The organism is Methanoculleus sp., assembly GCF_030019085.1.
Taxonomy (GTDB): Archaea; Halobacteriota; Methanomicrobia; order Methanomicrobiales; family Methanoculleaceae; genus Methanoculleus.
Genome location: NZ_JASEFJ010000018.1, coordinates 25,995 through 37,437 on the forward strand (window position 1 = coordinate 25,995; position 11,443 = coordinate 37,437).

Here is an 11,443-nt window from a genome sequence, read left to right on the forward strand (position 1 = left end):
TGTATAACTGGGCAGTGGCTGGCGGCCGGAAGAGCAGCAAGGGAGGAGGGTTTGCCACACGCCACTCAGCCGGGATCTCAGCCAAGGAAATAGGCAATAAACCTTCCAGCAGGACCCCTTGTGAGGACGATGGCGTGTTCGGTGCACATCTCGTGACAGCAGTAGCAGCGGATGCACCGTGCAAGGTCGATCGACGCTCTGCCTTCTGTGACGGTTACCGCATGCACCGGGCAGATCCGCTCGCACTTCCGACAACCGATACACGCCCCGGTGATCACACCGGGCCTGGGTGCATAGACTCTTCCGAACCGCTGTAGGAGAGATAGCGAAACCCGCCGCACGACGCCACTCCTGGCACCAGTATGTGTAGAGGGTTTCCGGAAGTCGGGAACGGCGAGTGTGGCAGGGTCATCGCCGACCGTCCGGACATCTGCAGGGTCGAAGAGGCCACGTTCGGCTGCGCTTACTATGTACCCGATCTCAAGGGGCTCGATCCCAATAAGTCGCGCAAGAACAGTGTCCACGGCTGCGTAGTTGCTCCCGGCAAGGATCGCCGCGATCTTTCGGGGGTTTCCCGCCTGGGGACCGTCTCCTTCCATCCCGATGACAGCGTCCACAACCTGAAGCCGTGGTTTCATGCACTCGTTGAGGTCGACAAGCATCTCCCCGAAGCTCCTCTCATCCCGAAACCTGGAGTGAAAAACAGGTTTTTCTAGACCCGGGACTATTCCAAATAGGTTTTTTGTGGCGCCGGTCATCTTCGTCCACATATGAGTTTTGGCTTTTGAGACGACCACGATTCCATCGGCCTCCACGGCGGGGGTGATGATGGAGAACTGTTTCGTCACGGTCCCTTCTGGAAAGGAGACGACGCTCGAACCGGTATCGTAGTTAAGGGCGGCGCCGGTCTCTTCCGCCACGGCCAGGTAGCCGGCACGGGCGTAAGCACGTCGGAGGTTTGCCTCGCTGTAGATCACCCCACCACCAGGGCTGTCCCCTATGAGAACCCGGCAACCGTGCTCCACGAGGAGACGGGCGAGAGCGGCGACAACCGCCGGGTGGGTGGTGACGCATCGCCCAGGTTCAAGACCCTGGAGGAGGTTTGGCTTGAGGAGGATCCTCTCCCCGGAGGAGACAAAAGATCCGATGCCACCGAGAAGGTCGATTGCACGCCTGGCGGCCGCATCGACCCCGGACTGGCTGTAACCCTCGCACCTGACAACCGCAACTCTCAGGTCCATTCCTGGCGGCTGAAGCATTCTCACTACTCCTCGAAGCGGGAGAGAGCCTCTTTTGCCGCGGTCATGGCCGCAGCCTGCTTCGTCCGGGCCCTCCCTTCTCCATAGGGGGTCCCACCGACGCTCACGCGTGCAACCCAGGTCGGGCAGTTCCCCGGACCGGTCTGGTGGAAGGTATACTCGAGGTCGCCCAGGCTCTCCCTTGAGACGTGTTCCTGGAGCCTTCCGCGGTAGTTCCGGTCTGTGTCGCAATCCGCTATCTCATCTTCAAAGATTGCGAGCACCACGTTCCTGGCCAGATCGAGGCCCCGGTCAAGGTATATCGCACCGATCAGCGCCTCGAAAGCGTCGGCGATGATCGAGTCCGTCAACGCCTGTCCCCGCCGTCTGACAACGCGGTCGATACCGAGCCCCTGCAACCGCACAATCTCGGCAAGTTTCGTGTTCCGGGTCACCTGGAGCCTCCGGTTCATCTCGCCCGGCGGGATTTCGTAGCCGGTGTAGAGGTGTTCGGCGATGATGAAGTCGAGGATGTAGTTCCCGAGAAACTCAAGCCTCTCGTTGTCCTCAGCCACCGCTGCGGGATACTCACCCCCGTTCGTATACGACCGGTGGGTCAGAGCCCTATCGTAGATGGCGATGGTATTGTCGTCGATTCCGGTGATCTCAAAAGGAGGGCGGGCGAGAAGTGCACGTAGTTCCTCTACACGATCGCGGCCTGGAGGGTCCATACGACGGTGGCGCGTTCGCCAGAAAAGACCGCTGATACGAGATCCAGGCCAGGTGATGGAGAGTTTCATGGTCATCGATTGCAGAGCGCAATCCCGCTCTTCCATAGAATGGCTTTCGTTCAGCTGGATAAACCTTTGCCGGGGACCTGCTGGCCGGGAAACTTTTTCTCTCTCGCCGGATAGATCCTGCATCTGATGCAGTCGGCAGGCAGACACGTCTACCTGGACATAGAGTTCGGTTACGTATATGGCACCTCAAGGGAGGTGATGATGCCGATCGAGATCGGTGCGGTCGTGCACCGACCCGAGGGCGAGAGTCTTAATTACGCGGCAGAGCAGTTCCGCTACGATCTCGAGGTCGAGATCTGGAAGAAAGTGACCGACTCCTGTGGCAGAACGGCCGGTGTCGAGACGACCGTCGCAAACCTGAGTCGAGGTGAGTGCGGGATGCCATACGACCACTCCTACCGACTCCCGGACGAAGAGGCTGCAAAGGCGCAGGAGACGGCGGAGATGGCGTTCACTGACCTGAGGTCATTCCTGGAATCGATCGTCTCAGAGGAGGACAGCACAGCAATCATCGTCTTCGCGGCGAGTATGGAGAGACGGGCCTTCCGCGCCGCGGGGTTCTCCCCTGACGGGTGTGCGTTTGTCGACCTGCAGCGGGAGATCCGTCGGGGTTTGAAGATGAAACAGGTCCTATCCCTGGACCGTCTGGCCAGCCTTATCGAGTTCTCGGTCGACGGTAGCACCATCTCCTCAGCCCATTTCCAGTATCCCGTCCCGCAGGGATATCGCAACCACTTCGGTGCCCACCGTGGACTGGGCGACGCCGCCCGGACTTTCCTGGTCGCACGCGAGTTCCAGGAGCATCTGCCGTATCTAAAAGAGCGCATCAGAAAGATGCTGGAGACATGCGGTGGAGATGGTGAGGAGGGTGGATAAACTGGTGCTATCACCGGTATTCAGTCGGGCCGGTCAGTTCCACCTCGACCATCGTGCCTTCGGGGATTAACCCGGCGCTACCTGCGGGGATATGCAGAAAGGCGTTTGCACGCACCAACGCCATCTGTGTTCGAGAGCCGCGAGGTATGGGCGTGGCGACGTAGTGATCGACGTTCCACGAGACTCTGAGGAGAACAAACTCATCGTAGCCTGGGTCTGCCGTGACCATCTCCGCAAGTCGGGCGCTGAGACGCGCTGGGGGGCGTGGAGACAGACCCCGGGCCGCGAGGAGGGGGAGGGCAAGTTCCCGTGTGGCTGTAAGGGCAGCGATAGGGTAGCCAGGGATGCCGATGACCGGTTTACCGTCGATCCTGCCGACGATCGCCGGTTTTCCGGGCTTCATTGCGATCCCGTGGACAAGCACCTCTCCAAGGTCACCTATGATCTCTGCAGTGAAGTCGCGGGTGCCTGCCGATGACCCTGCGGAGACCAGGAGGAGGTCATTTTCACGGATGCCGCGCTCGATGGCCTCCCGGAGAAGCCCTGGATCGTCAGCGACTATCCCGTAACGGGTGCAGGTTGCCCCGGCCTCGCCAAGAATCGCCGCCGCAACTGCGGTGTTGCTCTCGATGACTCCACCGGGACCAGGAACCTCACCAGCCGGAACCACCTCGCTCCCCGTCGGGATGAGTCCGACCCTGACCTCCAGCACATCCACTTCGGTGACCCCACAGGATAGGAGGACGCCAATGTCGCAGGGACGTATCCTGTGCCCTGCCGGGAGGATCAGGTCGCCCTGTCGGACCTCGACTCCCATAGGATGGATATGTTCACCGGGGAGCACCGATCTCATCGTGCACCATCCTCCTTCCTCTGCTATGACGTCTTCGATCATGACGACTGCGTCGTAGCCTTGCGGGATCGCGTTTCCCGTATTCACCCTTTGAGGGTCCGGAAGTCTCACCGGGTTTCTCGCGCTTGCACCGAGAGTATCATGGCTTTTGACGGCAAAACCGTCTCTTGCGGCAATATCCGTTGCCGGAACCGTCAGTGGTGAGTAAACCCGGGCTGCCGTTATCCGTCCGGCAGCATCGGCGACCGGCAGATGGATGCTCCGAGCGGGGGCCTGGAAAGCCGAGCGTAACAACCCCTGCACATCAGATAGCCGGACGGGATTAAGGCGCCCCCTCACAGAATCATTCCCCTTAGATACTGATGCCAGGGAAAGAAAAAAAGTTTAGATCCTGGTATAGATGTTCCCATACACAGGCTTGCCCTTGGAGACAGGGTGGCGCTCGCCGAGATCCCCAATGTAATGGATGAAACGGGCCTTCACACCGTCGACCTCCTGTTCGACCTCACCCACCTGTTTGAATCCCGGAAGCGGGTTCTCGATCTGTCCAAAGACGTAGATATCGCCTTTCACCATCTGCCCGCCAACCCGGCCTTTGGCATTCCCCTTGATGATGACGGTACCGCCTTCGGCATGGGTGGAGACGTGGATATCTGCATCGCCGCCGATGATGATTGTCCCGCCGTTCATAAACGTCGCCGTATCGTTCCCGGCACTGCCAGCGACACGGATCAACCCACCCTGCATACCGCGCCACTCACCGCGGGGGGATGAGCCAAGGTGGTGCCCGGCCTTGCCGTCGATTATGAGTTCTCCGCCTTCCATGGCAAGGCCGCAGAAAGAGTCGACGTTCCCTTTGACGTGGATCTTCCCGCCTTTCATCCAGCCACCGATGTACATGTCAGCATCGCCTTCGATGACAATCTCACCGGCTGTCATCTGCTGACCGACTCTCTTGAGGCGGGAGCAGTCTCCACGGAGGATGATCCTCGTCTCGGCCGCCGTTGCGCCACCGTTGCCCTCAACGGTGAAGTATTTACCGAGTGGGCTCTTCAACTTACCCTCCCAGACGTCAATGGCGGCTATCTCGGCCGCAGTCTTGCCTGCAAAGGCGTCCGGGGTGATATTCTGCCCCTCGAGATAAAGTTCGGGGGGGTTGGTCATGGTGAGGGTTACTGTCTTCATGCTTCTCATCACCTCATTGTGTTGTATCGACCTCGATCACCCGCGGGTTGAAGAGGTGCTCCTCGAAGAGCGAGTAGTTGCCAAGGTTCACGCTGTAGTAGCGGAGGAAATGCTCGTAGATGTCTCTCTGCACCTGTGCATTCTCGGGTACCTTCACGTCGACCCAGACTGTCCGTTTTGGTGGCTCCGTGAGAACCTCTCCGTCCCTGACGGTCACAACGCCGTCTTTCAACAGGCAGGCGCAGCGGGAGAGGGCCTTCTCAATCTCCTCGGGGTTCTCAGGCATATTCTCGGGGTTGAGGGCGTAGATGGCGATATCGGCATCCATGCCGGGTGCAAGCCCGCCGTAGGTGTTGCTGATGCCGAGCGCCTTTGCCGGCCCCGCACGGGTCATCTGCGCGATCTCGTAGAGATCGAGTTCACGGTCGATGCCATCGATTGAGGTGGCGTCGATCGTCCTCTCAAGCCACTTGAACGTCTTCATGGTCGCATCACGTGCCGCCCTGCTCATCAGCCAGGTGATGACCCGCGGGTAGCGGATGAACGGCCCGGCGTTCGGGTGATCCGTGGAGACGAACGTCCGCATCAGGTCCTTCGAGAGGAGAGCAAGCTCAAGGCCCACCGCCCACTGGATGGTACAGACCTTGACCTTCGGGCTGTATATGTAGGGAACGACACCCGCAGCTGTCTCGAGTTCAACATCGGTGTTTGCCCACTTCAGGTTGTTTAAGGCCCGCAGGTGGTGCTCAAACGGCCCATCTGCGGTCATGGTGGTGGTCTCGTCGAGGGTCACCTGACCGATGTCGATGGTGATGTTGTCGTGGGAGTTCACGTAGTCGATGACATCTGGAGCGCGGGACTCAAAGTTCCCCCACGAATCACCGCCGTAGGAGTGGAACTGTAGATGCGTGGCGTGCAGTACCTGTTCACGTCCAAAGTTGTTCTTCGGCGTGTATCCCTCCGCGAGCTTGAGCGAGTCGAGCGTGTCGGTATAGTTGCCCGGGTTGCCAAGGTTGTTGCAGTGCAGGTGCACCGAGTGAGGGAGACCGAGGTGCTCGTTTGTCTCGATGAGACCCGCTATGATCTCTGCGGGGGTGATCTCGAAGTAAGGAACCGGGTCGTGGACGTTCTCACAGTTCAACCCCCATCCCCATGCCTCGGTTCCACCGGGGTTGACCACCTTGATTGCAAATCCGCGGGTTGCACGGAGTAGCCAGGCAGTATACGCTGCGTTGTTCTCGATCTCATGGTTTTTGAGGTATTCAAGGGTAAACCAGTTGTTACCGAAGACCGGCATCGCGGCGTTGTCGATGATCGGAGTGTCCCGGATCTCCTCGTGGACATGCGGTGAGTGGAGGGGAGGCATCGCCGCCTCGTTGACAAAGACGTAGCCCATCCGTGCGTAGTCGTAACCGGCCTTGAAAGTGGAGGGAACGGAGAAACCCATCTCCATGCGGTTGCAACGTTTCAATGGACTCTTGAAGAGTTTGTCCTCCGGGCGGAAGAGTCGGCCAACGTTCACCTTGGGCCCCACCACGTGGGAGTGGATGTCAATACCGCCTGCCATCACGGTCATACCGGATGCATCGATCGTCTCAGGATGCTGAAGGGCACTTGTCTCCACTATCCTCCCGTCCTTGACCGCAATATCCATGCGGTCGCCCCGGATCCCCTGAAGGGGATCGAAGACAAAGCCGTTCTTGATCAGGAGTTCGCTCATGCCTCAATCCTCCGCGGGTATACCTTCCGCCGTGGTCTTTACCCGTTCCTTCGCAGCATCTTCTGCCTCCAGTTCACAGAGCCTCTGGTAGATCCGCTCGAAGAGCTCCTCGTCGCTGATAACGCCCTCCGGCGGGTCGATGACCTTGCGGTACTGAACCGGGACGTTGTCCATACGATAGACAATTCCCGGCACCTCTACGCCGACAATGCCAACCGGAATGTGAAGGTCGGAGATCTCGCTTGCCATGCAGATGTTGGGGTCGATGGTGATCCAGGGGTGCTTCCTGAGCTCCTTGACAGCCTCGATCGGGAAGTGGGCACCAGCGTCTGTTGCCACGTTGAAGAAGGCATCTATCTCGCCGCGCATGGCAAGGTCGATGGAACTGGTCTCACCCGGGTTCATATGAGCGATGTCACGCTTTGAGAGGTCCAGACAGTAGGGGAACCCGTACTGCCATGACCAGACCTGGTTTGGCCCGGTGATGTTGTAATGACCGCGCATAGCCATGATCGTCCACTTGGTGAAATCGTTGAGGTCACGCGTCAGGCTGATGGCGATGTCAATGTTGTGGTTCCGGCCATCAGTATGGCAGAGTCCCATACCATAGAAGATTGTACCAAACCTGGCGTTTTTCATGATCTCAACCACTTCGAGGATCTTCTCGCGCTTGATCCCGGCAACTTCCTCGGGAATCTCGTGGCCACGCGCTACTGTGCGGAACGCATTGAAGAGGTCGTAGTCGTAGCCCTGCTTCACCTGAAGGTAGATATCAGCCACCCGGGCAGTGTCGGTGTAGCGGGGGTCAATGACGATGATCTTGCGGCTCTTGTGGCCCTTGCCGGTGAAGAAACCACGGGGGAAGATCGAGTAGCGGGACATGTGTCGTGGGTGGGCGTGAGCGGGATTTGCACCCCAGTAAAGGATGACGTCCGCCCGGTTCTTGACTTCGCCAAGGGTGCAACTTGGGTAACCATTATCGAATATGGCCAGAAGCGAACTCCCGTGACAGATGGATGCGCAATTGTCAAGTATAGCACCCGCTTTCTCGCCGACTTTGGCCGCGGCGGCCATGCCCTCACAGTTGGTCGAACCAAACCCGTAAATCAGGGGTTTCTTGGCGTTGTAGAGTACCCTCGCCGCGTAGTCGATAGCCTCATCATAGGAGATCTCCTTGTAGGTGCCGTCCGGCTGGCGGAGACGGGGCAGCCTGACCCTCTCGCTCTCTGTTGCATGGTGATAGATCTGGTTGCCGATAGCACAGGCATTCTCCACCTCAAGTATCTTCTTTCCATCGTCCGATACGGTCACGACAAGGTCGTCGCAGCAGACACCACAATATGGGCATCCGACGTTCTCGATTCTCTTTGGCATTACTGTTCACCTCTCCACATTCCAACAGCCCCCTGGACAAGTTCAAGCGCACTCTTGCGCCTCTCACCAGAGGCAACTGGCTCGACAGTCACAGGAAAGCCGCTATACTGGGGCTCCCCGGTTGCCTGCGTCCTCGGGGGGACGATCTGGTTTGCCCAGACACCCTGCGGAATGAACGCAAGGCCGGGATAGAGTGTCTGACGCCCTTTGACGACCTTTACGACCACACTCCCGCACTCGCTTGTAACCCGTACAAGCTGGTTAGGAACCAGACCAAGCGCCTTGATGTCTTCGTCGTGCAACTCGATGATTGAGCATGCTTCGAAGTATTCCGGGGTTGTTTTGCCCTTTTCCATCGCGACGCCTTCCTCGATGGAACGCTGGGTGATCATGTTCAGCGTAATCTTGTTTGCCATAGTTTTTCCTCAATGTAGTAAGTAAGGCCGATCTCCCGGATTTCCGATGAGACAGCCGGTTAGAGCACGGTGATCCTGGTAATACCCATTTTTGGGCCCCCACCAAATAGGAGGGGATCTACCTGGATTCCATGCCCGGAAAGCAGGCCCTCCCATGCAGCGAGGCCCCGCTCATTCGGGGGAAACGAAACTTCCGGACGGAGCACCGGGCGGATCGTTTTATCATAACTTGTAATGGTTTGTATTTAACCATTCCGCATATGTAAGTAGTTATATGTTACTGCCTTTACATTAAGGTTTTTTGATTTATCTTGCGAGGATGAAGTAGGTGGAACAGCAGGACCCCGACCAACAGTTACGGATCGTTCACGCAATTGGCCTGCCCAAGAGGATCCTATAGAAACACGTCCTGCTTGCTACGATGACGGAGGGCCAGAATGCGTTGTTCTTAAAAATCCAGCCTTCAGAGAGTAGAATTATATATTTTAAGGGCTAAAACTATGAGATTGGTCACTATTAAACATTAGTTGTAATTATTATCTGAACTATTGTTATTTGTATCTCTTTTAATATTATTTAATGTGTGTCATACATTCATGCAAGATTGAAAAACATCTCTTAACACCCGATCGACAGAAAATCTTTTAAACGATCCGATTAAATTAATTTAGACCTAAAAATTCAGATTTTAAAATATCGTGATGGGAATATATCTTGTATAAATATTACTTTTTAAAATTATTACCTATCCCATTTCGCAAATTTTATTAATACATCCTATCTACTCTTATAGTCCCTTCTGGGACGTGCAGTAGCGGTCTTTGGAGGATCCGGCGCGGATCGTTACCCCGTCGCCTCCTGCATGAACGGAACGTATTGAACAAGGTTAAAAGGATGAAATACTATGGCTAAATACACAGAAACAATCGATCTCTATTCTGACGATGGTAAACTGCTCAAAAGCAGCGTTACCCTCGACAGAATCAGCCCGCTGGTCAACCCGGCCACTGGCAAGATCATCGACCTGACCAAACGAACAATCAGCGTCAACCTTGGTGGCATCCAGGATGCGCTTAGAACAGGCAAACTTGGAAAGGGCAAGATCAAGGGAAGAGAACTCGACCTCCCGATCATGGAGAATAAGGATGCGATCGTCAGCAGGATCAAAGAAATGGTCCAGGTTGAGGAGGGCGACGACACCGAGATCCTGGAGTTCAACGGGGGCAAACTCCTGCTTGTACAGGTACCGACCAAGCGCCTGATCAACGCATCCACATACGATGCCGCGATCACCTCAGTCGCAGCCGCAACAACACTTGCTATCGTCGACCAGTTTAACATCGACGCGTTTAATGCTTCAACGGTCAAAGCGGCCTGCTGGGGTAGTTATCCTCACACCCAGGACATGGAGGGTGCACTTGTCACATCTATCCTCACGATCCCCCAGAATAACGAGGGAATCGGCTACGCGCTACGCAACATCCCAGTCAACCACGTCGTCATGATGACCGGCAAGAACGCCCTGCAGGGTGCAGCGTTATCGTCCACCCTCGAGACCGCCGGGATCTTTGAGATGGGATCCGCCATTGGGCCTTTTGAACGCGCCCAGCTCCTCGCCTACGCATACCAGGGCCTGAACGCGAACAACCTGGTCTACGACCTTGTAAAGGCAAATGGCGAAAGTGGGACAATCGGCACTGTCGTCCAGAGCCTGGTCGAGCGCGCCATCGAGGACAGGGTCATCACCCCCGGTAAGAAGGGCGGTTACTTCCAGTTCTACGACACCAATGACCCGATGCTCTGGAACGCCTACGCATCTGCAGGAACCATGGCAGCCACCATCGTCAACTGTGGTGCCGGAAGATTCGCGCAGGCGGTCTCGTCAACGCTCCTCTACTTCAACGACCTGCTCGAACACGAGACCGGTCTCCCGAGCACCGACTACGGCCGTGTGATGGGTACTGCCGTCGGGTTCTCGTTCTTCAGCCACTCGATCTACGGCGGTGGCGGTCCCGGTATATTCAACGGCAACCACGTTGTGACCAGACACGCAAACGGTGTGGCCATCCCGTGCGTTGTTGCCGCGATGGCACTAGATGCCGGAACCCAGATGTTCTCGCCGGAGAGCACTTCGAAACTCTTCGCCGAGACATACGGTAAGGTCGACGTCTTCAACAAGCCGATCCAGCAGATCGCAAACGGAGCCTGAAAAACCAGAGGTTCGAATGACAGATGCCACATTTCCGCAGGTCAGGATTGTGCCCCTCAGGTTGCTCAAACCCACGACCGCTGAAAGCCTGCTGAATAAACTTGCCAGCATTACAGGTGTCCAACGCATTCTGATCCGCGGCCCGGGTCTACCAGAGAACGTCCCTTACGGCCCGGCACGAGGAAACCCGAACCCGCACTCAGACCGCAGCACAATCCAGGTCGTCGATACCGAGATCGCGTTGCGCGTCCAGGTTGGTGAGGTTATACTTGAGGTCGAGAACGACTCCTTAATAGCCGAGATCCAGTCGATCTGTGACGATTTCTTCGTGAACTTCCCATACCAGATCAAGACGGGCAGGTTCATGAAGACCGACCCGACGCTTGTCGACTATGCAAGGTATGGGCCCGATGCCGATCCAGATCTTATCGGCCTTGCTGACCCGCGAAGCGGGGACCGGCCGGTTATCATCAGGACTAAATAACGGTTGCTGGAATGCAGGATTTCGGAAATATGGCTGAAGAATCATTCAATAGAGGATATAAGTATCTACCACTTTGAGGTGAATGAAACAATGGCATACAAGCCCCAGTACGGTCCAGGGACATCGATTGTCGCCGCGAACCGACGTAAACAGATGAACCCCAACCACAAACTTGAGAGGGTTCGCTCAGTAACAGATGAAGATATTGTGTTAATTCTGGGCCACCGGGCCCCTGGATCTGCATACCCCTCTGCACACCCGCCGCTCGCCGAGCAGCAGGAGCCAGAC

Annotated in this window: 11 protein-coding genes; 4 read left to right on the forward strand and 7 right to left on the reverse strand. The window is 56.8% G+C overall.

What is annotated here, in order from left to right:
* Window positions 1–77: 77 nt before the first annotated feature.
* Window positions 78–1,259: a DUF362 domain-containing protein gene (locus QMC91_RS07985; RefSeq protein WP_300237495.1), complete on the reverse strand. Its 1,182-nt coding sequence runs from the start codon at window positions 1,257–1,259 to the stop codon at window positions 78–80.
* Window positions 1,260–1,264: 5 nt separating this feature from the next.
* Window positions 1,265–2,074, reverse strand: coding sequence for a ribonuclease III domain-containing protein (locus tag QMC91_RS07990; protein ID WP_300237497.1), 810 nt, complete (start codon window positions 2,072–2,074; stop codon window positions 1,265–1,267).
* Between the two features lie 90 nt (window positions 2,075–2,164).
* Between QMC91_RS07990 and QMC91_RS07995 the strand changes: the two genes are divergently transcribed.
* A complete protein-coding gene (locus QMC91_RS07995) occupies window positions 2,165–2,914 on the forward strand; it encodes a hypothetical protein (RefSeq protein ID WP_300237499.1) in 750 nt (249 codons plus the stop codon).
* Window positions 2,915–2,924: 10 nt separating this feature from the next.
* Here the strand turns inward: QMC91_RS07995 and QMC91_RS08000 are convergent, their stop codons facing one another.
* Genes QMC91_RS08000 through QMC91_RS08020 form a run of 5 tightly spaced genes read right to left on the reverse strand, consistent with a single transcriptional unit; the run spans window position 2,925 to window position 8,462 of the window.
* Complete coding sequence (locus QMC91_RS08000; RefSeq protein ID WP_300237501.1) at window positions 2,925–4,106, reverse strand: molybdopterin-binding protein; 1,182 nt, start codon at window positions 4,104–4,106, stop codon at window positions 2,925–2,927.
* 45 nt (window positions 4,107–4,151) lie between these two features.
* Window positions 4,152–4,952 (reverse strand): formylmethanofuran dehydrogenase subunit C, encoded by an 801-nt coding sequence (locus QMC91_RS08005; protein ID WP_300237503.1) that lies wholly within the window; start codon window positions 4,950–4,952, stop codon window positions 4,152–4,154.
* A gap of 13 nt (window positions 4,953–4,965) precedes the next feature.
* The gene (locus QMC91_RS08010; RefSeq protein ID WP_300237505.1) at window positions 4,966–6,672 is read right to left on the reverse strand and encodes a formylmethanofuran dehydrogenase subunit A; all 1,707 of its coding nucleotides are present in this window, start codon (window positions 6,670–6,672) and stop codon (window positions 4,966–4,968) included.
* 3 nt (window positions 6,673–6,675) lie between these two features.
* Window positions 6,676–8,046: a formylmethanofuran dehydrogenase subunit B gene (locus tag QMC91_RS08015; protein ID WP_300237507.1), complete on the reverse strand. Its 1,371-nt coding sequence runs from the start codon at window positions 8,044–8,046 to the stop codon at window positions 6,676–6,678.
* Window positions 8,046–8,462 (reverse strand): molybdopterin dinucleotide binding domain-containing protein, encoded by a 417-nt coding sequence (locus tag QMC91_RS08020; RefSeq protein WP_300237509.1) that lies wholly within the window; start codon window positions 8,460–8,462, stop codon window positions 8,046–8,048. Before QMC91_RS08020 ends, QMC91_RS08015 begins: the two co-directional genes overlap by 1 nt.
* Window positions 8,463–9,366: 904 nt before the next feature.
* Here QMC91_RS08020 and mcrB point away from each other — a divergent pair.
* From mcrB to mcrG, 3 genes are all read left to right on the forward strand, one after another.
* On the forward strand, window positions 9,367–10,671 hold the full coding sequence (gene mcrB, locus QMC91_RS08025) for a coenzyme-B sulfoethylthiotransferase subunit beta (protein WP_300237511.1): 1,305 nt from the start codon (window positions 9,367–9,369) through the stop codon (window positions 10,669–10,671).
* Between the two features lie 16 nt (window positions 10,672–10,687).
* On the forward strand, window positions 10,688–11,155 hold the full coding sequence (gene mcrD / locus QMC91_RS08030) for a methyl-coenzyme M reductase operon protein D (protein WP_300237513.1): 468 nt from the start codon (window positions 10,688–10,690) through the stop codon (window positions 11,153–11,155).
* Between the two features lie 90 nt (window positions 11,156–11,245).
* Window positions 11,246–11,443: coenzyme-B sulfoethylthiotransferase subunit gamma (mcrG, locus tag QMC91_RS08035; RefSeq protein ID WP_300237515.1), on the forward strand; the 198-nt coding region annotated here is incomplete at its 3' end.

Coding starts and splice junctions, on each gene's coding strand:
- QMC91_RS08010 (WP_300237505.1), bottom strand. CDS start 6,672: ATGAGCGAACTCCTGATCAAGAACGGCTTTGTCTTCGATCCCCTTCAG.
- QMC91_RS07990 (WP_300237497.1), bottom strand. CDS start 2,074: ATGGAAGAGCGGGATTGCGCTCTGCAATCGATGACCATGAAACTCTCC.
- QMC91_RS08005 (WP_300237503.1), bottom strand. CDS start 4,952: ATGAAGACAGTAACCCTCACCATGACCAACCCCCCCGAACTTTATCTC.
- mcrB (WP_300237511.1), top strand. CDS start 9,367: ATGGCTAAATACACAGAAACAATCGATCTCTATTCTGACGATGGTAAA.
- QMC91_RS07985 (WP_300237495.1), bottom strand. CDS start 1,259: ATGCTTCAGCCGCCAGGAATGGACCTGAGAGTTGCGGTTGTCAGGTGC.
- QMC91_RS08015 (WP_300237507.1), bottom strand. CDS start 8,046: ATGCCAAAGAGAATCGAGAACGTCGGATGCCCATATTGTGGTGTCTGC.
- QMC91_RS08020 (WP_300237509.1), bottom strand. CDS start 8,462: ATGGCAAACAAGATTACGCTGAACATGATCACCCAGCGTTCCATCGAG.
- mcrD (WP_300237513.1), top strand. CDS start 10,688: ATGACAGATGCCACATTTCCGCAGGTCAGGATTGTGCCCCTCAGGTTG.
- QMC91_RS07995 (WP_300237499.1), top strand. CDS start 2,165: ATGCAGTCGGCAGGCAGACACGTCTACCTGGACATAGAGTTCGGTTAC.